Source organism: Pseudomonas sp. P4_C8 (assembly GCF_056401975.1).
On the sequence record NZ_JBFUIH010000002.1, the window covers coordinates 85,264 to 112,106 of the forward strand.

A 26,843-nucleotide genomic window follows, 5' to 3' on the forward strand; every position below is an offset into this window, starting at 1 on the left:
CCCTGGCGGGCCGGGGCTAAATCAATGATTTCAGCGGGCGTTTTGCAAAAAATCACGGAACCCCAGGATCGCGCCTAAACTCCAAACTGCGCGGCTGGACCAATAACCGGCCTAACTGACGCCAGAGTGGCACCAGTCTCCCTTGTCCATCGGTATGCACACAAAGAGAACTTTGCTATGAAACGGATTCTTCTCGGTACTCTCTTCACCGTTGTATCCCTCAACGCCATGGCGCAAGCCCCAGGCGGCCCGGATTGCGGATGGGGCAACATGCTGTTCGCAGGTCAGCGTGGCACCCCGTCTCACATCATGGCCTCCATCACCAACGGCACATCCGGCAACGCAACCTTTGGTATGACCTCCGGCACCAACGGCTGCGCAACGAATTCGTCGCTGACCTACGGTGGCAAATCCTGGTTTGCCATGAATGGCATGATGAACGAGCTGTCCGAAGACATGGCTAAAGGTCAGGGCGAAGCGCTGACCACTTACGCCGTGGTCCTGGGCGTGGCACCGGAAGACCGTGCGCATTTCGCCGCCGTGACTCACGAGCATTTCCAGCAAATTTTCAGCAAGGCGGATGTGACCGCTGAAGACGTGCATACCAACACCCTGGCCGTTCTGAAGAACGATCCGCGTCTCGCCAAGTACGCCACTCAAGCTTAAGCTCGACCCGCCCGCTCCTTTCGGGGAGCGGATTTATTTTTTTGGCCCGCCCCTCTTTGGGTCTTTGTTTTTTTCGACTTAAGTTGCCCACTATGCTCAAACGCCTTGCCTGGCTGGCGCTCTGTGTCTGCGCCCCGCTGTCTGCTGCGCCGCACATCGACCCTCAACGTTTGCAGCAATTGGCCAATGACCCCTTCTGGATTTCTCTGGGACACTACGAAACCGCCAAGCTCGGCGGCTGGCGCAGTTATATCAGCGACAAGGCGTTCTTCCTGGCGCCCGACGGCAACGAACACCCCGACCGTGAACTGGCCGCCACCGTGCAAGCGTTGTACGCCTCGGCCAGTGCTGGCGAACAACACGCCCAATGTGTCTATCCGGCCCGTACCCGCTGGCTGAAGGCGCAGCTCAACCTGACCGGTCTGCCGACGCTTGCCTGCACTGAGTTCAAGCAATGGTTCAAGGACGTCTCGCCGCACAGTGCGGTGATGATTTTCCCGGCGGCTTACTTGAACAGTCCATCATCGATGTTCGGCCACACGTTGCTGCGCATTGACCAAGCGGATGTGCAAAGCGACCACACGGCCCTGCTCAGTTACGCAATCAACTTCGGCGCCTTCATCGAAGGTTCGGACAACAGCATCCTCTTCGCCTGGAAAGGCTTGATGGGTGGCTATCCGGGGCTTTTTTCGCTCGTGCCCTATCAGGAAAAACTCTCGGAATACCGCAGCCTCGAGAACCGTGACTTGTGGGAGTACCGGCTGAACCTGACCCCGCCAGAAACCGAACGCATGGTCGAGCACGTCTGGGAGCTGAAGCAGGTCCGGTTCGACTATTTCTTCTTCGACGAAAACTGCTCCTATCGCTTGCTTGAATTGCTGCAAGTGGCGCGGCCCAGTCTGCGGCTGACTGAGCAATTCCCGCTGACAGCGATTCCTACCGACACCGTCAAAGCCGTGAAAGCCGCCGGTTTGGTGGAATCGATTGAATATCGCCCGTCCCGCGAGCGTGAGTTGTTAAGTCGTGCCGAACCGCTGAATCCTGATGAACTGCAATGGGTGTTGAAAGTCAGCGCTGACCAGAAACAGTTGCAAGAACCCGCTTTCAAGGCGCAACCCAAGGATCGCCAGGCGCTGATCATCGACGCGGCCTATCGTCTGGAGCGCTACCGTGCCAACGGCCAGGAACGCGACCCCGCGCAGGCTCAGCGCAGTTTTGAATTGCTGCGGGCGATCAACCAGAACCCGGCACCGGAACTGGACATCCCGCAACCCGGCCTGCCCGAGGACGGTCATGAATCCCGCACCTGGCAGGCCGGCGTCGGCACCCGGGGTGACAAGGCGTTCGGCGAATACGGTCTGCGCATGGCCTATCACGATCTCAACGACAACGCCGAGAGCTTCCCGCTCGGCGCACAAATTGAAATCCTGCAAATGAAACTGCGCCAGTACGAAGACAATCACTGGCAGTTTCAACAGCTGGATCTGGCGACGATTCGCTCCTTCACCCCCCGCAGCGAGCTGCTGCAACCGTTGTCATGGCAGGTGACTGGCGGCCTGGAACGCGTGCCGGGCAAACATGACGACGAAACCCTGGTCAGTCACATCAATGGCGGAGGCGGCGGTACCTGGCAACTGGGCGACGACATGCTCGGTTTTGCCTTGGGTACCGCGCGCATTGAACACAATAACGACTTCGCCGGTTTCATCGCCCCGGCGGCGGGTTTCAACACCGGCGTGCTGTGGAAAAACCCGCTGGGCTATTTCAGCCTGGAGACCAAAGGCGATTTCTTCAGCAATGGTGAAGTGCGCCGTAGCATCAGCCTGAATCAGCAGTGGGAGCTATCACGCAACCTGGGCCTGCGCCTGAGCGCCCAGCGCGAATTCAGCCACCTCGCCACCCCCGAGAACGAAGTGATGCTTGAGGTGAAGTGGTATCACTACTAACCACCCCGCGTAACCTGTAGGAGCCCAGCTTGCTGGCGATGGCATCAATGCGGTTATTCAGATAGACCGGGTGATGCCATCGCCAGCAAGCTGTGCTCCTACATACCTGCCAAAATGGCCCAAACCCTATAACGGGAGAAAATCATGAGCCGGGCATTCGTCAACGAAGATAACGCCGCCGCGCAAGCCGATCAGCCGGTCGAACGGCAGGTCAGCGCGCAGCCCAATTACGTCACGCCCACGGGCCTGGCCCAATTGCAGGCGAAAGTCGCCGAGGTGCAAAACCTGATCAATGAACAGAGCGCGAAAGGTGAACTGGCCGACAAACAGCGCCAGGCTGATCTTGAGCGTGACTGGCGGTATTTCAATCAGCGCCTGCAAAGCGCTCAGTTGGTCGTGCCGGCCTCCTCGATCAACAAGGTACAGATTGGCGCCTGGGTGACCTTTGCCGATGAACAGGGCAGCGAGCAGCGTGTGCAGTTGGTGGGCGAGGATCAGGCGGATGCCGCCAGCGGGTTGATCAATTGGGGCTCGCCGTTGGGGCGGGCGTTGCTGGGCGCGCAGGTGGGGGATGAGGTGGTGTGGAAGCGGCCGGTGGGGGATTTGGTGATTGAGGTTTTGCATATAGAGATTGGGTGACCTTTTGGCCGCCATCGCTAGCAGGCTAGCTCCCACAGGGGTTATGTGATCGACACAAATCCACTGTGGGAGCTAGCCTGCTAGCGATGGCCGCACCACGGTATCACTGAGCGCCCATAAAAAAACGGAGCCCGAAGGCTCCGCTTTTCATGCAACCAGCCCCGATCAGGCCAGTTTTTTGTGCCGTACACGATGCGGCTGAGTAGCCGCTTCGCCGAGACGCTTGCGGCGATCGGCTTCGTATTCGCTGTAGTTACCTTCGAAGAACACCGCTTGCGAGTCGTCTTCGTACGCCAGGATGTGCGTCGCGACGCGGTCAAGGAACCACCGATCGTGAGAGATCACAATGGCGGCGCCCGGGAAGTCCAGCAGGGCTTCTTCCAGAGAACGCAGGGTTTCAACGTCAAGGTCGTTGGACGGTTCGTCGAGCAGCAGGACGTTGCCGCCCTCTTTCAGGGTCAGCGCCAGGTGCAAGCGACCGCGCTCACCACCGGACAGGTCTTTGACGAACTTCTGCTGATCGCCGCCCTTGAAGTTGAAGCGACCGACGTAGGTACGCGACGGGATCTCGTAGTTGCCAATGCGGATCTGATCCGAACCTTCGGAGATTTGCTGGAATACAGTCTTGCTGCCATCCAGGTCTTCGCGGCTCTGATCGACACACGCCAACTGCACGGTTTCGCCGACTTCGATGCTGCCCGAGTCCGGCGTTTCCTTGCCCATCAACATGCGGAACAGGGTCGATTTACCGGCACCGTTACCGCCGATCACGCCAACGATGGCGCCTTTAGGCATGGAGAACGACAGGTTGTCGATCAACACGCGATCGCCGTAGCCCTTGGTGACGTTCTTGAATTCGATGACCTTGTCGCCCAGGCGCGGACCGGCCGGGATGTAGATCTCGTTGGTTTCGCTGCGCTTCTGGAATTCCTGCGATTGCATTTCTTCGAAGCGTTGCAGACGAGCCTTGGATTTCGACTGGCGGGCCTTGGCGCCTTTGCGCACCCACTCCAGTTCTTCCTTCATGGCCTTTTCGTGAGCCGACTGCTGCTTGGATTCGGCCGCCAGACGATCGGACTTGGCTTCGAGCCAACCCGAATAGTTGCCCTCGTACGGAATACCGGCGCCGCGGTCGAGTTCCAGAATCCAGCCGGCAACGTTGTCCAGGAAGTAACGGTCGTGCGTGATCGCAACCACGGTGCCCGGGAAATCGTGCAGGAAGTGCTCCAGCCAGGCGACGGAATCGGCGTCCAGGTGGTTGGTCGGTTCGTCGAGCAGCAACATGTCAGGGGCGGACAGCAGCAGGCGGCACAGGGCCACACGACGCTTTTCACCACCAGAGAGAAATTCGACCTTGGCGTCCCACGCCGGCAGACGCAGCGCATCGGCGGCGACTTCCAGTTGGCGGTCAAGGTTGTGACCGTCGCTGGCTTGCAGGATGGCTTCGAGCTTGGCCTGTTCTGCCGCCAGTTTGTCGAAGTCGGCATCTTCTTCAGCGTAAGCCGCGTAAACCTCGTCCAGGCGTGCCTGGGCGTTCTTGATCACGCTGACCGCTTCCTCGACCACTTCACGCACGGTCTTGGTCGGATCCAGGATCGGTTCCTGTGGCAGGTAGCCGATGTTCAGCTCTGGCATCGGGCGGGCCTCGCCCTCGAACTCGGTGTCGACGCCGGCCATGATTTTCAGCAGCGTGGACTTACCCGAACCGTTGAGGCCGAGTACACCGATCTTGGCGCCAGGGAAGAACGACAGAGAAATGTTTTTCAGGATTTCCCGCTTCGGCGGAACAACTTTGCCCAGCCGATGCATGGTGAAGACGTATTGAGCCATGGAGAACCTTGGGTCAGTGACAGATGAATGATTGGAGCGCAGGCGAAGCCCGACCAGACCGTGCGCGTCGTCCGATTGATGGGGATCAATGCGTGCGCGCTGAAAAAGTCTGAGTTTAGGGGGCGTTCTCAATTAGTTTCCGCGCCGTGTTGTCGCCTTAAAGCGGGCCAGGCAAGGCGCAGGCCGCTGGGAATGGTTGTTCCCTTTCCAAGGCCTGCTGTTGTGCAGGGCTGCGTTGCTCGAAGCTTATTTGGAATGACCAAACCACGCTTCTCGCGCCTTGCCCTGCACAACAGCAGACCCGGCGCGGCGCGGAAACTAATTGAGAATGCCCCCTAAGAGCTGGAACGCTCCCGCGTAACCGGCAAAGCTACCTGATTGACGGAAGGCAGTCCAGCCGAGCGGGACTGGCACTTCGCCACAACTCAAGGCATGCTAGCCGCCCTTCGGGCGCGCGACTTATAGTGCACGTCGCGCCAGCCCAGCCAAACCGCAGGATTTCAGTTTGTCTAATGCCACTCCGCCCGTTTCCGTGAGCGCCCCCAGTCCTGCGACCGGCTCACCCCTGCGCGGAACCTTGAAGGGCACACTGGCCACCCTCGTCCTGTTGCTGCTCGCCCTGCTGTTCTGGCAGTTGCTGGATCAGCTTCGCGAAACCCAGAAAAGCCAACGCCAATACACCATCGATTACACCGCCGATCTGGCCGCGCAAGTCAGCCTGAACATGGCGCTCAACGCTCAGATCGCCCTCAACCTGCTACCGATCGTCGAACAACCGCAAAGCGCCGACGAACAGCAGGCGCTGCTGCGCAAGCTGCAACGGTCATTGCCCGAGCTGCGCAGCCTGGTGTTGCTCAGCCCTTCCGGAAAAATCCTCAGCGACAGCGCCGATGACAACCAGGACGCCGATTACCTGAGAGAACTGGTCCGGCGCAGTCATGCCCAGGCGCACTACTTCAGCAACGCCGATGACGGTTCGGTGGTGCATCTACTGTTGCATCAAGCCAGCGGTAGCACCCGAGGCTATTGGGCCCTGCGCCTGACGCCGACCTTTTTCTCAGGCCTGATCAAACAAGACGAAGCCGGTATCCGCCCGCTGTGGCTGGTGGAAAACCGGGTCAATCGCCAGATCATCAGCCGCAATGATGCATTGCCCTCAAGCAAGCCAACCGTGCTGACGCCGGATGAACTGGCCAGCAGTGTGCTGACCGTTCCCTTGAGCAACAGCGACTGGCAACTGCGTGGGTTGTTTGATCGGCATCGCGTGCTCGAAGACCTGCTGCCGGCGTTCATTGGCAAATGCCTGCTGGGCCTGGCGCTTTCTCTACTGCCATTCATTGCGCTGCTGAACATGCGCCGGCGTCAACGCCAACTGAATGAGGGCCGTCGACGTTATCAGGACATTTTCGAAGGCACCGGCGTTGCCCTCTGCGTACTCGACGTGGCCGGGCTCAAGAACTTTTTCGACAAGGCTCAGCTGCACAGCCGCGAACAATTGCAAACCTGGCTTGATTCCCCGGAACAACGTCGGCAACTGCTTCAGCAATTGCACATCACCGAGGTCAACCAGGTTGCCCTGCAACTGCTCAACGTCAAATCTTGCGATCAAGCCTGGAACCTGCTGATCGACGGCAACCCGCTGGACGGCACCGCCATCGGCAATCAAGTGCTCGAAGCGGTGTTCAACCAGCAGAAGCAGCTTGAGCTGGAAATCAAACTGCAGGACGCCCATGACCGCGATCAGCATTTGTGGCTGGTCCTGCACCTGCCGGTCGATCAGGACGACTATAAAGCCGTGATCCTTAGCATCACCGACATCACCAGCCGCAAACTGATCGAGCTGTCGCTGCTGGAACGTGAAAGCTTCTGGTCCGATGTGGTGCGCACCGTGCCGGATCACCTGTATGTGCAGGACGTGATCAGCCAGCGGATGATTTTCAGCAACCACCACCTGGGGCACACCCTGGGTTACGACCGCACTGAACTGCATCAAATGGGTGAGTATTTCTGGGAGATCCTGCTGCACCCCGAAGACGCCGATTTTTACCACCGCTCACGCCAGATCCAGCGCCAGGGTGGTTACAGCCAATTGATGCAGTGCCAACTGCGCTTCCGCCACCGTGATGGCCAATGGCGGCGGTTCGAGATTCGCGAACAAGCCTTGGCACGGGACAAGCACAATCAGGTCACGCGCATTATTGGTGTGGCCAAGGACATCACCGATCAGATCGAAGCCAGTGAGTCGTTGCGCGATAGCGAGCAGCGTTACCGGATGCTCGCCGAAAGCATCAGCGACGTGATTTTCTCTACGAACAGCAAGCTGTCGCTCAACTACGTCAGCCCTTCGGTGCAGGCAGTGCTCGGTTACGACGCGGAGTGGATCTTCCAGAACGGCTGGCAATCGATCATTGCCAACCCGCAGCAACTGACCGGCATCTTCAGTCTGATGGATCGGGTTGGCAAAGCGCTGGATAAACCCGAGCAACTGGCGCTGTTGCGCAGCCAGGTGCAGACCCAATTGTTTCTGTTCGATTGTCTGCGGGCCGACGGGCGCAAGATTCCCATCGAGCTGCGGGTGGTGCTGGTCTGGGACGAACACGGCGCATTCGAAGGCGTGCTCGGTGTCGGTCGCGACATCAGCCAGCAGCGCCGGGCCGAGAAAGACCTGCGCATGGCAGCCACGGTGTTTGAACACTCGACCTCGGCCATTCTGATCACCGACCCGGCCGGTTACATCGTTCAGGCCAACGAAGCGTTCAGTCGCGTCAGCGGGTATGCCGTGGAGCAAGTGCTCGACCAGTTGCCGAACATGCTGACCGTCGACGAGCATCAGGAATCGCATCTGCGCTACGTGCTCAAGCACCTTCATCAGCACAGCACCTGGGAAGGCGAAGTCTGGCTCAGACGACGCAACGGCGAACACTACCCGGCCTGGGTCGGCATCACGGCCGTGCTTGACGATGAAGGTGATCTGGCCAGTTACGTGTGCTTCTTCAGCGACATCAGTGAACGTAAAGCCAGTGAACAGCGGATTCACCGCCTCGCCTACTACGACGCCCTGACCCATCTGCCCAACCGCACGCTGTTTCAGGATCGCCTGCACACCGCGCTGCAATCGGCGGAAAGGCAGAAGTCCTGGGTGGTGTTGATGTTCCTCGACCTGGACCGTTTCAAGCCGATCAACGACTCCCTCGGTCACGCCGCCGGCGACCGCATGCTCAAGGAAATGGCCACGCGCCTGCTTGGCTGCGTCGATGATGACGACACCGTGGCACGCATGGGCGGCGACGAATTTACCTTGCTGCTGCAGCCACGGGTCAACCGCGAAATCGCTCTGAATCGGGCGATTCATGTGGCCGAACAGATTCTCGCCAGCCTGGTGAAACCCTTTGTGCTGGAAGGCCGCGAGTTCTTCGTCACGGCCAGCATCGGGATCGCCCTGAGCCCGCAAGACGGCAACGAACTCAGCCAGTTGATGAAGAACGCCGACACCGCGATGTACCACGCCAAGGAACGCGGCAAGAACAACTTCCAGTTTTATCAGGCGGACATGAACGCCAGCGCCCTGGAACGTCTGGAGCTGGAAAGCGACCTTCGCCATGCCCTCGAACAGAACGAATTCGTGCTGTATTACCAACCGCAGTTCAGCGGCGATGGCAAACGATTGACTGGTGCCGAAGCTTTGCTGCGCTGGCGTCATCCGCGACGCGGGCTGGTGCCGCCGGGGGACTTCATACCGGTACTCGAAGAGCTCGGCTTGGTGGTGGATGTCGGTGACTGGGTGATCAGCGAAGCGTGCCGTCAGCTCAAGACCTGGCACCAGACGAAGGTCCGTGTGCCGAAGGTTTCGGTGAACATTTCGGCTCGGCAGTTCTCGGACGGCCAGTTGGGCACGCGAATCGCCACCATCCTCAAGGAAACCGGCCTGCCGCCGGCGTGCCTGGAGCTGGAGCTGACCGAAAGTATCCTGATGCGCGAAGTCAGCGAGGCGATGCAGATTCTCGCCGGGTTGAAAAACCTCGGCCTGAGCATCGCGGTCGACGACTTCGGCACTGGTTATTCATCGCTCAACTACCTCAAGCAATTCCCGATCGACGTGCTGAAAATCGACCGTACGTTTGTCGATGGCCTGCCGTCCGGTGAACAGGATGCGCAAATTGCCCGGGCGATCATCGCCATGGCTCACAGCCTGAATCTGGCGGTGATCGCCGAGGGCGTGGAAACCCACGAGCAACTGGACTTCCTGCGTGAACATGGTTGTGATGAGGTTCAGGGCTATCTGTTCGGCCGGCCGATGCCACCCGGCCAGTTTGAAGCGCAGTTCAGCAATGATGCGCTGTTCATGTTCGACTGATTCTTTCAGTGGGGCAGATGGCCCCTTCGCGAGCAGGCTCGCTCCCACATTTTGAAATGCATTTCCCTGTGGGAGCGAGCCTGCTCGCGAAGGGGTCGGCACGTTCACCGCTGATCCCCGCATGAACACCACTTGTCCGCGACATGATGTCCTTTCATATGCCATCTAAAACCCATTGGGTTAGAATGCCCCCCTTTTCTGCCCCCGATCCTTGAGGACCGCCATGTTCAGCCGTGATTTGACTATTGCCAAGTACGACGCCGACCTTTTTGCCGCCATGGAGCAAGAAGCTCAGCGCCAGGAAGAACACATCGAGCTGATCGCTTCAGAAAACTACACCAGCCCAGCGGTGATGGAAGCTCAAGGCTCGGTACTGACCAACAAGTACGCCGAAGGCTACCCGGGCAAGCGCTACTACGGTGGTTGCGAGTTCGTCGACGTCGTCGAGCAACTGGCCATCGACCGTGCCAAAGAACTGTTCGGTGCCGATTACGCAAACGTTCAGCCACACGCCGGTTCCCAAGCCAACAGCGCCGTTTACCTGGCCCTGCTGTCGGCTGGCGACACCATCCTGGGCATGAGCCTGGCCCACGGTGGTCACCTGACCCACGGTGCCAGCGTTTCGTCCTCCGGCAAGCTGTACAACGCCATCCAGTACGGCATCGACGCCAACGGCCTGATCGACTACGACGAAGTCGAGCGTCTGGCGGTTGAGCACAAGCCGAAAATGATCGTGGCCGGTTTCTCTGCCTACTCGCAGATCCTCGACTTCCCGCGTTTCCGCGAAATCGCCGACAAAGTGGGCGCTTACCTGTTCGTCGACATGGCCCACGTGGCCGGTCTGGTCGCCGCTGGCGTCTACCCGAACCCGGTGCCATTCGCTGACGTCGTGACTACCACCACGCACAAGACCCTGCGCGGTCCACGTGGCGGCCTGATCCTGGCTCGCGCCAACGCCGACATCGAGAAGAAGCTGAACTCCGCGGTATTCCCGGGCGCCCAGGGTGGCCCGCTGGAGCACGTGATCGCCGCCAAAGCGATCTGCTTCAAGGAAGCGCTGCAGCCTGAGTTCAAGACCTACCAGCAACAAGTGGTGAAAAACGCCAAAGCTATGGCCGGCGTGTTCATCGAGCGCGGTTTCGACGTGGTCTCCGGCGGTACCGAGAACCACCTGTTCCTGCTGTCGCTGATCAAGCAGGAAATCTCCGGTAAAGACGCCGACGCCGCTCTGGGCAAAGCGTTCATCACCGTGAACAAGAACTCCGTGCCTAACGACCCTCGCTCCCCGTTCGTCACCTCCGGCCTGCGCTTCGGCACTCCGGCTGTGACCACTCGCGGCTTCAAGGAAGCAGAGTGCATGGAACTGGCCGGCTGGATCTGCGACATCCTGGCAGACCTGAACAACGAAGCGGTGATCGACGCCGTTCGTGAGAAGGTCAAGGCTATCTGCAAGAAGCTGCCGGTGTACGGCGCCTGATCAGCCCGCTAAACCGCAGCAATGAAAAAACCGGCCAGTGAATGGCCGGTTTTTTTTCGTCTGCGATTTATCGCTTTCCCCCTGTAGGAGCAACCGGTCAGACCGGTCATGCCAATTTTTGTATCCACTCTTGTAATCCTGAAAAAACCCAGCGTACACTGCGCCTGCACTGGACATACCGGTAAGACCACAATAATTAAGTCCTGAATCTGATGCGCTTAAGCGTAAGGCCGCCAGGACACCGACCAGGATTCCTCCCATGCTCAGATGGTGCTCGCGTTCAATCTTCCTTCAAGTGGTTCTCGGACTGGTGCTCGGCATCGTCTGCGGGCTGACCCTTCCTGAATACTCGGCCCAGCTCAAACCGCTCGGCGACGGTTTCATCAAACTGATCAAGATGCTCATCGGCCTGATCGTGTTCTGCGTGGTGGTCAGCGGCATCAGCGGTGCCGGCGACCTGAAGAAAGTCGGCCGCATCGGCCTGAAATCGGTGATCTACTTTGAAATCCTGACCACCATCGCCCTGGTGATCGGCTTGGTGTTCGCCTTCAGCACCGGCATCGGCAGCGGCGCGAACATTCATCTGGATCAGCTCTCCGCCGCCGACATGGGTGACATCGCCCAGCGCGGCCAGCACATGCACACCACCACGCAATTCCTGATGGACCTGATCCCGACTTCGGTGATTGGCGCCTTCGCTGACAACAACATTCTGCAGGTGCTGCTGTTCTCGGTGCTGTTCGGCAGTGCGCTGAACCTGGTGGGTGAAGCGGCCTCGGGCATCTCCCGGCTGATCAATGAGCTGAGCCACGTGATCTTTCGCATCATGGGCATGATCGTGCGCCTGGCACCGATTGGTGTGTTCGGCGCCATCGCTTTCACCACCAGCAAATATGGCCTGGATTCGCTGCAGCATCTGGGCAGCCTGGTCGGCCTGTTTTACCTGACTTGCGTGGCGTTTGTGTCGCTGATTCTGGGGCTGGTGATGCGTCTGTCCGGCCTGCGGATGTGGCCGCTGCTCAAGTACCTGCGCGAAGAACTGCTGATCGTCATGGGCACCGCTTCGTCCGACGCCGTGTTGCCGCAAATCATGCGCAAGCTTGAGCATCTGGGCATCGGCAGCTCGACGGTCGGGCTGGTGATTCCCACCGGTTACTCGTTCAACCTTGACGGTTTCTCGATCTACCTGACCTTGGCCATCGTGTTCATTGCCAACGCCACCGGCACGCCGCTGGCCATGACTGACCTGCTGACCATTTTGCTGGTGTCGCTGATCACCTCCAAAGGTGCCCACGGGATTCCCGGCTCGGCGCTGGTGATCCTGGCGGCAACATTGACCGCGATCCCGGCGATTCCGGTGGTCGGCCTGGTGTTGGTGCTCGCGGTGGACTGGTTCATGGGGATCGGCCGCGCGCTGACCAACCTGATCGGCAACTGCGTCGCCACCGTGGCCATCGCCCGCTGGGAGAAGGACATCGATATCCAGCGCGCGAACAAGGTGCTTTCTGGTCAGGTGGGTTATACCTTCCAACCGAGAAAACCGGTCGCGCCGGCGCATCAGCAGGAATTTTGAATCATGTGGGAGCCCTCCAGACGGCGGGCTCCCCTGCCTTTATCCATGGAGCAACCCGTGATTACCACTTCAACGGTCGTCAATTCAGTCGTAGAAAAACTTCGGGCCGCACTGGCCCGCGGTCAGTGGCGCTCCGGCGAGATGTTGCCGGGACAGCGTGAACTGGCCGAACAACTGGGTATCAGCCGTCCGAGCCTGCGGGAAGCGGTGATCGTGCTGGAAACCCTGGGCCTTGTGCGTTCCATGCCGGGCAAAGGCGTGGTGGTGCTGGACGCCCACCTCAGTGACAGCCAAAGCCACGACAGCGCAGTGGCTGGCGCGAGCCTGGAAGACGTGCTGCAACTGCGCTACACCCTTGAGCCGTTCATCGTCGGTCTGGTGGCGCAGTCGATCAGCAGCAAGGAAGTCGGGCAACTGCGCCTGACCCTGATGGATATGCGCGAAGCGCTGGAAGCCAACGACGCCGAGGCCGGGGTCAACGCCTACATCGCCTTCCACGAAGAATTGTTCACGCTGACGTCGAACCCGATTTTCCAGAGCGTGGTGCAGCAGACCAGCAACGCACTCAAGCAAAGCGCTGAAGTGTTGCGTAACTCGCCGGAACACTTGGCCGAACGTCTTGAAGAAAACGAAGCCGTGGTGCGCGCGATCCGCAGCAAGAACAGCGCCCAGGCCAGCGCCGAAATGCGCCGACACATTCTTCGCGAAGGGCAGCGGATGGGCATCGAATTGAACATCCCGGACGACAACCTCGGCAGTTGAAACCTTTGGAACCGGAGACAGGCCATGAACAGCTTCGCTTCACCGCAGACTCTAGTTGCCCTGCCCTTCCCAAAGCGGGAGGAAGATCTGTACTCACGGGTTTTCGATGCGATTCTCGAACAGCGCATTGATGCGGGCAGTCGCTTTACCGAAGAAAGTCTGGCGCAGATGTTTGGCGTTCGACGTAGTGATATTCGGGGGGTGCTGGCGCAATTGGCTCATCAACAGATTGTCGTACTTCGGGCGAATCATCGGCCTCGTGTTGCTGCGCTGGATGTCGAGCAGGTCCGGCAAACGTTGCATGCACGGCGGCTGGCCGAGATCACGTTGGTGCAGTTGGCCTGCCAGCACCGGCGTCTGCAAGACTTGATAAGCCTGAGTGCCTTGATCGATAGCGAGCGCGAATGTACCGAGCGTGGTTCGGCGATTCGGTTGTCGGGGGAGTTTCATTTACAGCTGGCAAAAATGGCTGGAAATGCTCCATTGACGCATTTTCTGGACAGCCTGGTGCCAGTGACGTCGCTGGCGATTGCGCAGCTTGATGGACGGGTAGCGAATTATTGCGATTGGCAGGTGCATCAGGGGATTTTGGTGGCGGTGGAGCATAGGGATGAGGTGAAGGCGGTCTCTTTGCTGAGTCAGCATCTGGATCATTTGGAAGAGATGTTGCTGAGCTCGGAACTGTCACTCAGCCAGAATCGTGTGGCCGGTTAAATCGCCATCGCGAGTAGGTTTCGCTCCCACATTTGGAATGCATTCCCCCTGTGGGAGCGAGCCTGCTCGCGATGACGGCACCAGGCCCACTGAACATGCCTGGCCTTACTCCGCCGCCACCCGCGCAAACCCCTCACGAATCTTCTCTTCCGGCAAATCATCGGCAATAAATACGATCACACTTTCCCGCGCCTCGCCCTCTGCCCAATCCGTGTCCCAGTCGAATCCGTACAATTTCAGGACACCTTGAAACACCATCCGTCGCGGCTCACCCAGGATGTTCAACACCCCTTTATAACGCAGCAACTGCTTGCCATGGTCTTCCAGCAGTTCGTTCATGAACTCACTGAGTTTGTCGATATCCAGCGGCTTGTCGGTGCGCAGCACCAGACTGGAAATGCGGTCAATGGAAGGTGCTTTGCTCACCGGGCGCAAACTCACGCCGCCGCCGAGGTCGGCATTCAGGTTAAAACCGCGTACGTCGAGCAATTCGGCCAAATCGATCTTGCCATGATCCACCACGCGGATCGGTGCGCGTCGATTGATGCGGGTCAGGCGCTCACTCAATGCAGTGAACGTCGGCTCGTCCACCAGATCGCGTTTGCTCACCAGCAAGCGGTCGGCGAAACCGATTTGCGCCTGGGCGATGGTTTGGGTCAGGTGAGTCTCGGCGTGCGCCGCGTCCACCAGGGTGATGATGCCGTCGAGGATGTAGCGCTCGCGCAGTTCTTCGTCGATGAAGAAGGTTTGCGCCACCGGAGCCGGATCGGCCAGGCCGGTGCATTCGATCACCAGACGGTCGAAAGCGATGTCGCCGCTGTCCAGGCGTTCGAGCAACAGGTAAAGCGCTTTGGTCAGATCGGTGTGGATGGTGCAGCAGACACAGCCGTTGGACAGCGTCATGACTTGTACCGGCTCGTCACCCAAGAGTTGGGTATCGATACCGGCATCACTGAATTCGTTTTCGATCACGGCGATTTTCAGCCCGTGCTCGGCTTTAAGCAGGTGGCGCAACAGCGTGGTCTTGCCAGCGCCGAGGAAGCCGCTGAGGATTGTTACCGGGATTGGTGTGAACAAAACGAAAATCTCCCATGCGCAAAAAACTGTAGGAGCCCGGCTTGCCGGCGATGGCGTCCCGAAGATCGCTATCGCCGGCAAGCCGGACTCCTACAGAGATGATGTGTCGCCTAAATGCCGAGTATCAACAGCACTTCGGCCCACCCTTGCCACCGTAACGAGCTTCCTGGCGTTCGCGGAAGAACATCTCGTAGCTCATCACCGGTTTGTCCGGGTGTTTGGTTTGCATATGCTCGACGTAGGTGTCGTAGTCGGGCATGCCGACCATCAGGCGCGCGGCCTGACCGAGGTATTTACCGAGGCGACTCAGGTCATTGAACATGTTTGCAATCCTCGATTACGCGTCCGGCAGGGCCTGGAATGGCGATTCTTTATCCGTACGCTCTTTTTTACCCCAAGAGGCAATGCCGACCTTGAGTGCGTAGAACAGGATACTGAAGACCACGAACAAGAACAGCGCCGTCAGCGTTGCGTTGGTGTAGGCATTGAAGATCACGTGTTGCATCTGCGTGATGTCCTTGGCTGGAGCGAGGATCTGACCATTGGCCAGCGCATCGCTGTATTTCTTGGCCAGCGACAGGAAGCCGATCGCCGGATTGGCGTCGAACAGCTTGATGAAGCCTGCGGTGGTGGTGCAGATCAGCAGCCAGGCCGCGGGCACCAACGTCACCCAGATATAGCGTTGGCGTTTCATTTTTATCAGCACAACGGTGCCGAGCATCAGCGCGATACCGGCGAGCATCTGGTTGGAGATGCCGAACAGCGGCCACAAGGTGTTGATGCCGCCCAATGGATCGATCACTCCCTGGTAGAGCAACCAACCCCACATCGCTACACAACCGGCGGTGGCGATCAGGTTGGCGGTCCAGGATTCGGTACGTTTCAGCGCCGGCACGAAGGAGCCGAGCAAATCCTGGAGCATGAAACGTCCGGCACGGGTGCCAGCGTCGACAGCTGTCAGGATGAACAGTGCTTCGAACAGGATCGCGAAGTGGTACCAGAACGCCATGGTGTTTTCACCCGGCAGGACACTGTGCAGGATCTGCGCGATACCCACTGCCAGGGTCGGCGCACCACCGGCACGGGCCAGGATGGTGGTTTCGCCGATGTCATGGGCCACCGCTTGCAGGGCTTCCGGTGTAATGGCAAACCCCCAGCTGCTGACCGCTTGCGCCACCGCCACCACATCACCGCCGACCACGGCTGGCGGGCTGTTCATCGCGAAGTACACACCCGGTTCGATCACCGAGGCGGCAACGATGGCCATGATGGCGACGAACGATTCCATCAGCATGCCGCCGTAACCGATGTAACGGGCGTTGGTTTCGTTATCCAGCAGCTTCGGCGTGGTGCCGGAGGAGATCAGTGCGTGGAAACCCGAGACCGCACCACAAGCGATGGTGATGAACAGGAACGGAAACAGACCGCCCTTCCACACCGGCCCTGTACCGTCGATGAACTGGGTCAGCGCCGGCATTTTCAGCTCGGGCATGGTCACCAGAATGCCAATCGCCAAAGCAACGATGGTGCCGATTTTCAGGAAGGTCGACAGGTAGTCACGCGGCGCCAGAATCAGCCACACCGGCAACACTGCCGCTACAAAACCGTAGCCAATCAACATCCAGGTGATCTCAATCCCGGTGAAGCTGAACGCCTTGGCCCAGACCGGGTCAGCAGCAATCTGCCCACCAAGCCAGATCGAACCCAGCAACAACAGCACGCCGACCACGGAGATTTCACCGATGCGGCCCGGGCGGATGTAGCGCATGTAAATGCCCATGAACATCGCAATCGGGATGGTCGCCATCACCGTGAAAATACCCCACGGACTTTCGGCCAGGGCCTTGACTACGATCAGCGCCAGCACCGCGAGGATGATGACCATGATCAGGAAGCAGCCAAACAGCGCGATGGTGCCGGGGATGCGGCCCATTTCTTCACGGACCATGTCGCCCAGAGACCGGCCATTACGGCGGGTCGACATGAACAACACCATGAAGTCCTGAACAGAACCGGCCAGCACCACGCCCGCGATTATCCACAGAGTACCCGGCAGGTAACCCATCTGCGCCGCCAGTACCGGACCGACCAGAGGACCAGCGCCAGCGATGGCCGCGAAGTGGTGGCCGAAAAGAATGTGTTTGTTGGTCGGAACGTAGTCCAGACCGTCATTATTGAGTACGGCGGGGGTGGCCCGTCGCGGGTCGAGTTGCATCACATTGTTAGCGATGAACAGACTGTAATAGCGATACGCAACCAGATAAATGGCCACGGCAGCGACCACAATCCACAAGGCGTTGATCGCCTCACCTCGGCGCAATGCCACTACACCCAAGGCGCACGCACCGACGATTGCCAGCAGAAGCCAGGGTAAGTGGCGTAGCGGGCTATTATTATTATTTTTCATTTTATGATTCCAGCCAGAGTGGACAAGAAAGACAGCCACCCCGAGTTTAGCTCTCCTGACGGCAAAGGCCATACCCTGATATTGGTCTAGACGCCTGCCTGCGCTGGCAGGTCTTGACAATGCGGGACTATAGTCAGCGTACCTATTCGAGGATTGCGCCATGAGCGAACACGCAGCCGATCGCCGCCGCTTCAAACGTATCGCGTTCGATGCCCAAACCGAACTGCGCCAGGACGAATACATCTGGCGGGTGAAGTTGATTGATCTGTCGCTCAAGGGGCTGCTGGTCGAGAAGCCCGAGCCGTGGCTGGGCAATCGGGAGCATCACTTTTGCGTCGATATTCATCTGACGCCTGAAGTCGCGATCAAGATGGATGTGCTATTGACCCACGATGACCATGGCCAACTCGGCTTCGTCTGCAAGCACATCAGCCTGGAATCGATCGAGCGCCTGCGGCGGTTGATCGAACTCAACCTGGGGGATCCGCAAGAGCTGGAACGTGAGCTGGGCGCCCTGATCGAAGTCTGAAGGTTTGCCGCAATTCCAATGTGGGAGCGAGCCTGCTCGCGAATGCGGTGTGACATTCAACATTTAAGTCGACAGGCATACCGCTTTCGCGAGCAGGCTCGCTCCCACAGGGATTTGTGGGTTACTCGAACAATGCGTCGAGTGCCTGCTCCAAACGCGTGACCGCAATAATCTGCAATCCCGGTGGCGCCTCTTTCGGCGCATTGCCCTTGGGCACGATGGCGCGCTTGAAGCCGTGCTTGGCGGCTTCTTTCAGGCGCTCCTGACCGCTTGGCACCGGGCGTACTTCGCCGGACAAGCCGACTTCGCCAAACACCAACAGATCATGCGGCAATGGTCGGTTGCGCAAACTGGACATCACCGCCGCCATCAACGCCAGGTCAGAAGCGGTTTCCAAAACCTTCACACCGCCGACCACGTTGAGGAACACGTCCTGATCGTGGGTCGGAATGCCGCCGTGACGGTGTAAGACCGCCAACAACATCGCCAGACGATTCTGATCCAGCCCCAGCGTGACCCGACGCGGGTTGGCCAAATGACTGTCGTCCACCAATGCCTGGACTTCCACCAGCATGGGCCGCGTCCCTTCCCACGTCGCCATGACCACACTGCCCGGGACTTCTTCCTGAGCGCGGGTGAGAAAGATCGCCGAAGGGTTAGAGACTTCTTTCAGGCCCTTGTCCGTCATACCGAACACACCCAATTCGTTGACCGCACCGAAACGGTTTTTTACCGCACGCAGCAAACGCAAACGACCATCGGATTCGCCTTCGAAATACAGAACGGTGTCGACCATGTGCTCCAGCACGCGAGGACCGGCCAGTGCGCCTTCTTTAGTCACGTGGCCCACCAGGAAAATCGCGGTGCCGCTCTGCTTGGCATAACGCACCAGCAAAGCCGCGCTCTCGCGAACCTGAGAGACACCACCCGGCGCCGATTGCAATTGTTCGGTGAAGATCGTCTGGATCGAGTCGATCACCATGACTTTGGGCTTTTCCACCCGGGCCGTGGCGATGATGGTTTCGATGCAGGTTTCGGTCATCACCCGCAATTGATCCTGCGGCAAACCCAGCCGGCGGGCACGCATGGCCACTTGCTGCTGCGATTCTTCGCCGGTGACGTACAGCGCCGGCATGCTCTTGGCGAGGTTGCACAAGGTTTGCAACAGGATGGTCGACTTACCGATGCCCGGATCGCCGCCGATCAGCACCACCGAACCGTCGACCAAGCCACCGCCCAGCACCCGATCGAGTTCGCTGGAGGCCGTGGAAAAGCGCGGGATTTCTTCGACGCTGACTTCGGCCAGGGTCTTGATCTGGGCCTGTTGGCCGGTCCAGCCGGTGCGACCGCTCGGGGCAGCGGCACCACCGCTTTCCACCATGGTTTCAGTCAGCGTGTTCCAGGCCCCACACTCGCCGCACTGGCCAGCCCACTTTGGGAAGGTTGAGCCACACTCGGTGCAGCCGTACATGCGCTTGGCCTTGGCCATCTGAACTCCCGGCAAAAACCGCGATGATAGCTCAGCTGACGCCGATCAGCGCGGCGCAGCGGTGCGGATTTCACCGTTGGCCAGACGCGCGGCGCTATTGCCCAATGGATCTTCGGCGTCCAGGTCCGCCCCTTTGGCCTTGAGTGCGTCGAGCAACTCGGCACGCTTGAACAGTCCGGCGTACATCGCGGCAGTCTGCCCTGCGCCGTTGCGCTGGTCGGGACTGCAATGGGCCGCCAACAAGGTGCGGGCGATCTGGACTTCACCTTTGAAAATCGCCCCCATCAATGCCGTGTTGCCTCTCTGATCCTGAGCACAGGCATCCGCGCCGGCGGCGAGCAAGCGGTCTACTGCAGCGGTCTGGCCGTGATAGGTCGCCAGAATCAGCGCGGTGTAACCCTTGCTGTCGCGGGTCTCGAGCGAGTAGCCGGCTTCAATGAATGTATCGAGCATTGGCACATCACCGCGGCGAGCGGCGTCGAAGTAGTAATCCTGCAGTTGAGCCGTCAGCTCCGCAGGGTCTTCGGTTGTAGTGGAAAAAGCGCTGGTCGATAGCGACGCCAGTAACAGAAACAGATAACTACGCATCGCAAGCTCCTTGGCTCGAGGGGACCTCACCCGAGGTCCCGCTTTTCAGGCAAACACGGTCAGTCGACCAGGTTGGCCGCCAGCACCTTGACCCGACTCAGGTCACCCTTGGCCACCTTGGTCACGCCTGCCCCGTATTCCGGGTCAGCTTTGTAAAGGAACGACAGGATGATGTGCTTGCTCTCGTCATCGGTTGTCGCGAGCGAACCGCCAAAACTCTCGATCAGATCGTTTCGCTCTTTTTTGCTGAAGGAGCGATACAGATCACCGGCCTGCTTGAAGTTTTGCTCGCGCTGAATCTTCGCCTGCTGGGTGCTGCCCGACAGCGCCGATTGGCTGTAACGCGCGGCTTGCGGCTCTTCGCGGGGCATGAGACGGCTCGGCTGATAATTAACGCCCGTGCTGCTGTGGCCGATGTTCATCGCGCCGTCCTGATTACCGTTATTCACGGCAACTTTTGGCGCGTTGATCGGCAACTGCAGCGCATTGGCGCCCAGACGATAGAGTTGCGTATCGGCGTAGGAGAACACTCGCCCCTGCAATAAGCGATCTTCCGATGGCTCGATACCGGGAACAAGATTGGCTGGCGCCATGGCAACTTGCTCGGTTTCCTGGAAGACATTTGCAGGATTACGATTCAAAACCATTTGTCCAACTTTTCGTTCCGGAACTCCGGGCCAGATCTTGGTTGCGTCCAATGGATCGAAATCAAACTTGTACAAATCTTGAGATTTTACAACCTGAACGTACAAGTCCCACTTCGGAAAGTCACCCTTGTTAATATGAGCGACCAAATCACTGGTCATATGACTGTAGTCTTTGCCTTGAACTTTTGTGACCGACTTCGGATCGAGATTATTTATCCCCTGCAAACTCTTCCAGTGAAATTTCACATAGTGCACATCACCTTTGGCATTAACTAACTTGTAGGCGTGTACACCGTTTCCGTCCATTTCCCGGTAATTGGCGGGAGTACCGGAGTTGGAATACAACTCGGTCAGGGTGCGAGTGGCTTCAGGGACATGGGAGAAGAAGTCGAAACGTCGCGAATCATCGTCGAGGTTGGTGCGCGGATCTGGTTTAAACGCGTGGACCATGTCCGGAAACTTGATTGCGTCACGGATGAAGAAGGTCGGGAAGTTGTTACCCACCAGGTCCCAGTTGCCGTCGGCGGTGTAGAACTTGGTGGCGAAACCGCGAGGGTCGCGCAGGGTTTCCGGCGAATGGTTGCCATGAACAACGGCGGAGAAACGCACGAACACCGGTGTGCTCTGGCCGCCAGCGAATACCTTCGCCTTGGTCAGGTCGCTGAGGTCATTGGTCACGGTGAAGGTGCCATGGGCCCCGGTGCCGCGAGCATGCACCACACGTTCAGGAATACGTTCACGGTCAAAGCGCTGCAGCTTCTGAATCAGTTGCACGTCCTGCAACAGCACGGGGCCGGTGGCGCCAGCGGTTTGTGAGTTCTGGTTGTCACCCACGACTGCGCCGTTATCCCGGGTCAGGTTGGAAGCATGGACGGAGAAGGACAGCAGGCTGGCGGTTAAAACGCCAAGGGTACGCCGATGGGGAAAAGCCCCAATTCCAATGGTTGAAGTCATATCAGGTTCCTCTGTTTTCGAGGCGCACTCCCAGTGCGCTGACCCGAGGCTAGAGGCCAAAGCGGTAAAGCTTAAATAGAAATAACGCAACGTGATGATTCAGAAATTTATTTTGCTGATCAGCCAGTTAGCGCGTATTTCGCGCGCGATTGCTGGCACTTTGCAAACTAATTGCCGGCAGACGGGTCGATAATCACGCGCACTGTAATAAGGTGTTTCAAGCAAGAGCCGTTTTGCTGCTTTACACTGCGTTTACCAACCTCATCTGTAACAAGGAAATAACCTATGGGCGTGATAAGTGAGTTCAAGGCCTTCGCGGTCAAAGGTAATGTGATCGACATGGCGGTCGGTATCATCGTCGGCGCAGCCTTCGGCAAGATCGTTACGTCGTTTGTCGGCGACGTGGTCATGCCGCCCATTGGCTTGTTGATTGGCGGGGTGGACTTCAGTGATCTGGCCATTACGCTCAAGGCTGCCGAAGGCAATGCCCCGGCAGTGGTGCTGGCCTACGGCAAATTCATCCAGAGCATGATTGACTTCGTCATTGTCGCTCTCGCGATTTTCATGGGGATCAAAGCGATCAACCAACTGAAGCGCGAAGAAGCCGCGGCTCCAACACTGCCGCCGGTCCCGAGCAAGGAAGAAGAGTTGTTGAGCGAGATCCGTGATTTGCTCAAGGCCCAGAACAATCGGCCCTGAACACTGGTTACAAGCAGAAACGGCGCCCGTGAGGCGCCGTTTTTTTACCAAAAGTTTTCCACAGCCACTTGGCCTGGCCGTCGGCTGAGGCTCAGGTGCATGTCATGCTGTTTGAGCAGCTTGCGCGTGTCATCGATCATCTGCGGGTTACCGCAAAGCATGACCCGCGAGTGCTCGGGTGTCAGCGCCACGCCTGCAGCCCGCTCCAGCTCGCCATTTTCGATCAGCGTAGTGATCCGCCCGCTCAGGGCGCCGGGATGTTGTTCGCGAGTGACGGTGGCGATGAACTGCAATTTGTGGGCGTTTTCGGCCAGATAATCGCGCTGCCCCAACTCGGCGATCAGCGCCTGATACGCCAGCTCCCGGGCTTCGCGCACGCTGTAGACGAGGATGATGCGTTCGAATTTCTCCCAGACCTCGAAGTCCTGCAGGATCGACAGGAACGGCGCAATGCCGGTGCCTGTGGATAACAACCACAGATCACGCCCATCAACAAAACGATCAAGGGTCAAATAACCAAAGGCCTGGCGGTCGACCAGCAACGTATCACCGACCTCCAGGCGACTCAGCTCGCTGGTGAACTCCCCACCTGGCACCACGATGGAGAAGAACTCGAGAAATTCGTCAAAGGGCGACGACACCATTGAATAGGCACGCCAAACCGTACTGCCATCGGCCTTGGTAACGCCTAACCGGGCGAACTGCCCTGACCTGAAACGAAAACCCGGATCCCTGGTGGCCCGCAGGGTAAACAGGTTCGGGGTCAACGGCTGGACGTCGAGCAAGGTTTGGCGAGTGAATTTATCGGCACTGGCGGTCATGGGTCGCTCCATTGAACTGACCTCACCAGTGTCGCGCAAAGCAGACGATGTAAACACTGGTGATTTGTAGTGTCTTTGGAAATGAGACCCGCTGCTAGTTATATAGCCGACTTTGTATTGCTAACGACATCCACCAACTCTTACAAAAAAACGACAAATAGAATGATGTACGCCATGTGACTGAGTTTTGCTTAGCTGTTTATTTCTAAGAACCAGACATGCACTTTCAGAAATCATCAAGAGCAAAATAATTGCAGCATATGTCAGAGATTGCTCCTACACTCGGCACGTGCTGGATCGCGGATCCAATATGCACCCCCAAGATATCTGCATGGAGCTGCTGCAATGGAATTGTGGRAGGAATCACAGTTAAGACAGATATCCGACGCCAAGGAAATTAAATCTGCGTATGAAATTTCGCTCAATCTCGCTCAGAGTCTTGGCTTCACTTTCTGTGCTTTTTCAATTACATCCCCCATCGAAGCGCATCATCGCGACAAAGTGTGTCTTAACAACTATCCGCTCGATTGGAATTCGAAATATGAACATGACCATTTCCGTGACACAGACCCAATACTGGCTCATTGCAATCAATCAGAGCTGCCGATTCTTTGGGAGGATGGGGTCTTCTCAAAGGCGCCTCTGCTTCGGCAAGCGCAAAAAAAACTAGGCTTGCAATATGGCTGGTCACAATCGTTTCATGACGGCAGCGGTCTTCGCAGTATGTTTAGCCTGGCCAGAAGCAACAACCCAATCACTTCCTCTGAGTTTTATGCAAATCTGGGCTACGCCATTTTCATCAACCACCAGTTGCATGGGCACGTGGCGCAAAAACTGCGTCATTGCCTGCCGACCGCATGCACACCTCATTTGTCGACACGTGAAATCGAAATTTTGAAATTGTCAGCCGACGGCAAGACGGCATATGAATGCTCCAGAATCCTCAGCATCAGTGAACGCACCATCAATTTCCACGTGCACAGTGCAATCCAGAAATTTGGCGTGAACAACAAGATTGCAGCGGTGATAAAGGCTGTGAGGACGGGGGCCATCTGAATCCACACCAAGCCTGGAAAACCTACGAGTAATCCAGCAGAAAAAAACGTACCATTTGCGGTCCCCTGAGTGATGTCGTCTATAACCTCACGATGAAGTGCACTCGGACGGCCCCGCCCGCTACAACGCCTCCGGCAGCGGGACACCACACCCGTTGACTACCCAGAGCCCCGCCTCATGCCCCTGCTCGAAACGCCCTTCGCCCAACTCGATCTGATCCGTCAGCCAGAACAGCAGAACGAACCGCTGCAAGCTTTCGATGCGGCCGACGAATACCTGCTCAACCATTTCGCCGAACAACACCCCTCGACAGAGACTCGGGTACTGGTGCTGAACGACAGTTTTGGCGCGTTGGCAGCCAGCCTCGCAGGCAAGGTCCGGGTGATCAGCAGTGGCGACTCGTTTCTGGCGTTTCAGGGACTGGAGAAAAATCTGATCCGTAACAACCAGGCGTTTGACGCGGTGCCGAGCGTGCCCGCCAGCGAAGCATTCAGCGGCCCGTTTGACCGGGTTTTGCTCCGGGTGCCAAAAACCCTGGCGTTGCTGGAAGAACAGCTTATTCGCCTGCAAGGCCAGTTGGCGCCGGGCGCGCAAGTGATTGCTGCGGCGATGATCAAGCATCTGCCACGTGCTGCCGGGGATCTGCTTGAACGCTACATCGGCCCGGTGCAAGCCTCTTTGGCGGTGAAAAAGGCTCGGCTATTGATCGCCACACCTGAAGCAAAAGCCCCTGTCGTGTCCCCCTACCCCTCGCGCTATCAACTCGATGAACCGGCCATTGAACTGCTGAACCACGCCAATGTGTTTTGCCGCGAAGGACTGGACATCGGCACCCGGGCCTTTCTGCCACACCTGCCAAAGAACCTCGGCACTGCGCGAGTCGCGGACCTCGGTTGCGGTAATGGCGTGCTGGCCATCGCCAGTGCGCTGCAAAACCCGCAGGCGCAGTACACGCTGGTGGACGAGTCGTACATGGCCGTGCAATCGGCCGCCGAAAACTGGCGCGCGGCACTCGGTGACAGAGAAGTCATTGTGCGGGCCGGCGATGGCCTCGCGGGGCAGGAATCTCAATCCCTGGACGTGGTGTTGTGCAATCCGCCGTTCCATCAGCAACAAGTCGTCGGCGACTTTCTCGCCTGGCGCATGTTCCAGCAGGCCCGAGAGGCGCTGGTGGTGGGCGGTGCGCTGTATATCGTCGGCAACCGTCACTTGGGTTACCACAGCAAGCTTGCCCGACTGTTCCGTGGTGTAGAGCAAGTGGCCGCCACGCCAAAATTCGTGATTCTAAAAGCCCGCAAATAAGCCCGAAAAAAACCCTCCATGCAGGAGGGTTATAAATCCGTGCCTCCAAGGCAACGGGATGGGATCTTTAGTGTGTGCTCAGGCCTGCCGCATTCATGAACATGCGCATCAGACTGGCCACGATAAACAGGGCGCCGACGCTACCGACCCAGATCAAGGCCAGCCAGCCGAGCCGCTGCCACAGCGGTTTTTTTTCAGCCTCTTCAATGTCGTGCAGGGAATGTTTGCCGGTCATTGCATCGATCCTCAGTAGATCGATGGCGCCGGTGAGGGCGCCATCGCGAGCAGCCTCGCTCCCACAGTGTTAGTGATAACCGTCTTCGTGGGTCACCTTGCCGCGGAACACGTAGTAGCTCCAGAAGGTGTAACCCAGGATGAACGGGATGATGAACAACGTGCCCACCAGCATGAAACCCTGGCTTTGCGGTGGTGCAGCAGCGTCCCAGATCGAGATGGACGGTGGCACGATGTTCGGCCACAGGCTGATGCCCAAACCGCTATAGCCGAGGAAGATCAGCACCAGCGTCAGCAGGAACGGCGTGTAGTGCGCATTGCGGGCGACGGCGCGGATCAAGCCGTACATGGTCACCAGCACGAGAATCGGCACGGGCATGAACCAAAACAGATTGGGCAGCGTGAACCAGCGAGCGGCGATTTCGGCGTGGGCCAATGGCGTCCAGATGCTGACGATGCCGATCACCGCCAACACCACGAAGGCCAGCGGTCGGGCCAGATCGTGCATTTGCTCTTGCAGCTTGCCTTCGGTCTTCATGATCAGCCACGTGCAACCGAGCAACGCATAAGCCACCACCAACGCCAAGCCGCAAAACAGGGTGAACGGTGTCAGCCAGTCCAGTGAGCCACCGGCAAACTGGCGATTGACCACCGGCAACCCATCAATGAAGGCCCCCAATGCCACGCCCTGGAAGAAGGTTGCGGTGACGGAGCCACCGATAAAGGCCTTGTCCCAAAGGTGACGTTTTTCGTCCCTGGCCTTGAAACGAAACTCGAAGGCCACGCCACGGAAGATCAGCCCGATCAGCATCAGGATCAGCGGCAGGTACAGCGCCGAGAGCACCACCGAATAGGCCAGCGGAAAGGCACCGAACAACGCAGCGCCGCCCAGTACCAGCCAGGTTTCGTTACCGTCCCACACAGGGGCGACGGTGTTCATCATCACGTCACGGTCGGTCTTGCCGGGGATGAACGGGAAGAGAATCCCGATCCCCAGGTCGAAACCGTCCATGACCACGTACATCATGATGCCGAAGATGATGATCACGGCCCAGATCAGCGGAAGATCAATACCCATG

The 26,843-nt window shown here is 58.3% G+C and carries 22 protein-coding genes; 12 read left to right on the forward strand and 10 right to left on the reverse strand.

Translation table 11 applies throughout. The annotated features are described in order from the left end of the window. Positions 1–177: 177 nt before the first annotated feature. The 3 genes from AC1DWM_RS01615 (at position 178) to AC1DWM_RS01625 (ending at position 3,251) form a co-directional block, all read left to right on the forward strand. Complete coding sequence (locus AC1DWM_RS01615; protein ID WP_477794490.1) at positions 178–666, forward strand: DUF3015 domain-containing protein; 489 nt, start codon at positions 178–180, stop codon at positions 664–666. Positions 667–758: 92 nt separating this feature from the next. Further along, positions 759–2,612, forward strand: a complete 1,854-nt coding sequence (locus AC1DWM_RS01620; protein ID WP_477794491.1) for an Lnb N-terminal periplasmic domain-containing protein — start codon at positions 759–761, stop codon at positions 2,610–2,612. Positions 2,613–2,756: 144 nt separating this feature from the next. Beyond that, positions 2,757–3,251 (forward strand): GreA/GreB family elongation factor, encoded by a 495-nt coding sequence (locus tag AC1DWM_RS01625; protein ID WP_223520469.1) that lies wholly within the window; start codon positions 2,757–2,759, stop codon positions 3,249–3,251. Between the two features lie 165 nt (positions 3,252–3,416). On the opposite strand, the gene ettA is transcribed toward AC1DWM_RS01625, so the two are convergent. After that, the gene (gene ettA / locus AC1DWM_RS01630) at positions 3,417–5,081 is read right to left on the reverse strand and encodes an energy-dependent translational throttle protein EttA (RefSeq protein WP_223520471.1); all 1,665 of its coding nucleotides are present in this window, start codon (positions 5,079–5,081) and stop codon (positions 3,417–3,419) included. A 505-nt stretch (positions 5,082–5,586) separates the two neighbouring features. Here ettA and AC1DWM_RS01635 point away from each other — a divergent pair. The 5 genes from AC1DWM_RS01635 to AC1DWM_RS01655 all read left to right on the forward strand — a co-directional run bounded on the left by AC1DWM_RS01635 (position 5,587) and on the right by AC1DWM_RS01655 (position 13,961). Next, the gene (locus tag AC1DWM_RS01635) at positions 5,587–9,435 is read left to right on the forward strand and encodes a sensor domain-containing protein (RefSeq protein WP_223520472.1); all 3,849 of its coding nucleotides are present in this window, start codon (positions 5,587–5,589) and stop codon (positions 9,433–9,435) included. Between the two features lie 223 nt (positions 9,436–9,658). Further along, positions 9,659–10,912, forward strand: coding sequence for a serine hydroxymethyltransferase (gene glyA / locus AC1DWM_RS01640; protein WP_223520474.1), 1,254 nt, complete (start codon positions 9,659–9,661; stop codon positions 10,910–10,912). Between the two features lie 259 nt (positions 10,913–11,171). Next, entirely contained in the window at positions 11,172–12,485 is a 1,314-nt protein-coding gene (locus AC1DWM_RS01645) for a C4-dicarboxylate transporter DctA (RefSeq protein WP_222588533.1), read from the forward strand. A gap of 57 nt (positions 12,486–12,542) precedes the next feature. Next, a complete protein-coding gene (locus tag AC1DWM_RS01650) occupies positions 12,543–13,247 on the forward strand; it encodes a FadR/GntR family transcriptional regulator (RefSeq protein ID WP_223520476.1) in 705 nt (234 codons plus the stop codon). Between the two features lie 24 nt (positions 13,248–13,271). Next, positions 13,272–13,961 (forward strand): GntR family transcriptional regulator, encoded by a 690-nt coding sequence (locus AC1DWM_RS01655; RefSeq protein WP_477794492.1) that lies wholly within the window; start codon positions 13,272–13,274, stop codon positions 13,959–13,961. Positions 13,962–14,066: 105 nt separating this feature from the next. Here AC1DWM_RS01655 and yjiA read toward each other — a convergent pair whose 3' ends face one another. The 3 genes from yjiA to AC1DWM_RS01670 form a co-directional block, all read right to left on the reverse strand. Beyond that, complete coding sequence (gene yjiA / locus AC1DWM_RS01660) at positions 14,067–15,038, reverse strand: GTPase (protein ID WP_223520484.1); 972 nt, start codon at positions 15,036–15,038, stop codon at positions 14,067–14,069. A gap of 124 nt (positions 15,039–15,162) precedes the next feature. Next, entirely contained in the window at positions 15,163–15,360 is a 198-nt protein-coding gene (locus tag AC1DWM_RS01665; RefSeq protein WP_003228401.1) for a YbdD/YjiX family protein, read from the reverse strand. 15 nt (positions 15,361–15,375) lie between these two features. Next, positions 15,376–17,445, reverse strand: a complete 2,070-nt coding sequence (locus tag AC1DWM_RS01670) for a carbon starvation CstA family protein (RefSeq protein ID WP_223520486.1) — start codon at positions 17,443–17,445, stop codon at positions 15,376–15,378. A 160-nt stretch (positions 17,446–17,605) separates the two neighbouring features. Here AC1DWM_RS01670 and AC1DWM_RS01675 point away from each other — a divergent pair, with 160 nt between their 5' ends. Beyond that, the gene (locus tag AC1DWM_RS01675) at positions 17,606–17,974 is read left to right on the forward strand and encodes a PilZ domain-containing protein (RefSeq protein ID WP_477794493.1); all 369 of its coding nucleotides are present in this window, start codon (positions 17,606–17,608) and stop codon (positions 17,972–17,974) included. A 121-nt stretch (positions 17,975–18,095) separates the two neighbouring features. Here the strand turns inward: AC1DWM_RS01675 and radA are convergent, their stop codons facing one another. The 3 genes from radA to katB are packed head-to-tail and all read right to left on the reverse strand — an operon-like array spanning position 18,096 to position 21,652. Next, positions 18,096–19,463: a DNA repair protein RadA gene (gene radA, locus AC1DWM_RS01680; RefSeq protein ID WP_008040321.1), complete on the reverse strand. Its 1,368-nt coding sequence runs from the start codon at positions 19,461–19,463 to the stop codon at positions 18,096–18,098. 45 nt (positions 19,464–19,508) lie between these two features. Then, positions 19,509–20,051 (reverse strand): ankyrin repeat domain-containing protein, encoded by a 543-nt coding sequence (locus tag AC1DWM_RS01685; RefSeq protein ID WP_223519425.1) that lies wholly within the window; start codon positions 20,049–20,051, stop codon positions 19,509–19,511. A 59-nt stretch (positions 20,052–20,110) separates the two neighbouring features. Next, positions 20,111–21,652, reverse strand: coding sequence for a catalase KatB (katB, locus tag AC1DWM_RS01690; RefSeq protein WP_477794494.1), 1,542 nt, complete (start codon positions 21,650–21,652; stop codon positions 20,111–20,113). Positions 21,653–21,937: 285 nt separating this feature from the next. Between katB and mscL the strand changes: the two genes are divergently transcribed. Then, complete coding sequence (gene mscL / locus AC1DWM_RS01695) at positions 21,938–22,351, forward strand: large-conductance mechanosensitive channel protein MscL (RefSeq protein ID WP_046028605.1); 414 nt, start codon at positions 21,938–21,940, stop codon at positions 22,349–22,351. Between the two features lie 44 nt (positions 22,352–22,395). Here the strand turns inward: mscL and AC1DWM_RS01700 are convergent, their stop codons facing one another. Further along, positions 22,396–23,172 carry a ferredoxin--NADP reductase gene (locus AC1DWM_RS01700; RefSeq protein WP_477794495.1) on the reverse strand — a complete coding sequence of 259 codons (777 nt, stop codon included), beginning with the start codon at positions 23,170–23,172 and terminating at the stop codon, positions 22,396–22,398. A gap of 345 nt (positions 23,173–23,517) precedes the next feature. On the opposite strand from AC1DWM_RS01700, the gene AC1DWM_RS01705 reads away from it, so the two are divergent. Together AC1DWM_RS01705 and AC1DWM_RS01710 are read left to right on the forward strand one after the other, a co-directional pair. Next, a complete protein-coding gene (locus tag AC1DWM_RS01705; protein ID WP_477794496.1) occupies positions 23,518–24,228 on the forward strand; it encodes an autoinducer binding domain-containing protein in 711 nt (236 codons plus the stop codon). A 177-nt stretch (positions 24,229–24,405) separates the two neighbouring features. Next, the gene (locus AC1DWM_RS01710; protein ID WP_477794497.1) at positions 24,406–25,530 is read left to right on the forward strand and encodes a methyltransferase; all 1,125 of its coding nucleotides are present in this window, start codon (positions 24,406–24,408) and stop codon (positions 25,528–25,530) included. A 67-nt stretch (positions 25,531–25,597) separates the two neighbouring features. On the opposite strand, the gene AC1DWM_RS01715 is transcribed toward AC1DWM_RS01710, so the two are convergent. Together AC1DWM_RS01715 and cydB are read right to left on the reverse strand one after the other, a co-directional pair. Continuing rightward, positions 25,598–25,765 (reverse strand): DUF2474 domain-containing protein, encoded by a 168-nt coding sequence (locus tag AC1DWM_RS01715; protein WP_223519415.1) that lies wholly within the window; start codon positions 25,763–25,765, stop codon positions 25,598–25,600. 69 nt (positions 25,766–25,834) lie between these two features. Next, positions 25,835–26,842, reverse strand: a complete 1,008-nt coding sequence (gene cydB / locus AC1DWM_RS01720; RefSeq protein WP_223519414.1) for a cytochrome d ubiquinol oxidase subunit II — start codon at positions 26,840–26,842, stop codon at positions 25,835–25,837. Position 26,843: the final 1 nt, after the last annotated feature.

Coding starts and splice junctions, on each gene's coding strand:
- AC1DWM_RS01615 (WP_477794490.1), top strand. CDS start 178: ATGAAACGGATTCTTCTCGGTACTCTCTTCACCGTTGTATCCCTCAAC.
- AC1DWM_RS01620 (WP_477794491.1), top strand. CDS start 759: ATGCTCAAACGCCTTGCCTGGCTGGCGCTCTGTGTCTGCGCCCCGCTG.
- AC1DWM_RS01625 (WP_223520469.1), top strand. CDS start 2,757: ATGAGCCGGGCATTCGTCAACGAAGATAACGCCGCCGCGCAAGCCGAT.
- ettA (WP_223520471.1), bottom strand. CDS start 5,081: ATGGCTCAATACGTCTTCACCATGCATCGGCTGGGCAAAGTTGTTCCG.
- glyA (WP_223520474.1), top strand. CDS start 9,659: ATGTTCAGCCGTGATTTGACTATTGCCAAGTACGACGCCGACCTTTTT.
- AC1DWM_RS01645 (WP_222588533.1), top strand. CDS start 11,172: ATGCTCAGATGGTGCTCGCGTTCAATCTTCCTTCAAGTGGTTCTCGGA.
- AC1DWM_RS01655 (WP_477794492.1), top strand. CDS start 13,272: ATGAACAGCTTCGCTTCACCGCAGACTCTAGTTGCCCTGCCCTTCCCA.
- AC1DWM_RS01665 (WP_003228401.1), bottom strand. CDS start 15,360: ATGTTCAATGACCTGAGTCGCCTCGGTAAATACCTCGGTCAGGCCGCG.
- AC1DWM_RS01670 (WP_223520486.1), bottom strand. CDS start 17,445: ATGAAAAATAATAATAATAGCCCGCTACGCCACTTACCCTGGCTTCTG.
- AC1DWM_RS01675 (WP_477794493.1), top strand. CDS start 17,606: ATGAGCGAACACGCAGCCGATCGCCGCCGCTTCAAACGTATCGCGTTC.
- radA (WP_008040321.1), bottom strand. CDS start 19,463: ATGGCCAAGGCCAAGCGCATGTACGGCTGCACCGAGTGTGGCTCAACC.
- AC1DWM_RS01685 (WP_223519425.1), bottom strand. CDS start 20,051: ATGCGTAGTTATCTGTTTCTGTTACTGGCGTCGCTATCGACCAGCGCT.
- katB (WP_477794494.1), bottom strand. CDS start 21,652: ATGACTTCAACCATTGGAATTGGGGCTTTTCCCCATCGGCGTACCCTT.
- mscL (WP_046028605.1), top strand. CDS start 21,938: ATGGGCGTGATAAGTGAGTTCAAGGCCTTCGCGGTCAAAGGTAATGTG.
- AC1DWM_RS01700 (WP_477794495.1), bottom strand. CDS start 23,172: ATGACCGCCAGTGCCGATAAATTCACTCGCCAAACCTTGCTCGACGTC.
- AC1DWM_RS01710 (WP_477794497.1), top strand. CDS start 24,406: ATGCCCCTGCTCGAAACGCCCTTCGCCCAACTCGATCTGATCCGTCAG.
- AC1DWM_RS01715 (WP_223519415.1), bottom strand. CDS start 25,765: ATGACCGGCAAACATTCCCTGCACGACATTGAAGAGGCTGAAAAAAAA.
- cydB (WP_223519414.1), bottom strand. CDS start 26,842: ATGGGTATTGATCTTCCGCTGATCTGGGCCGTGATCATCATCTTCGGC.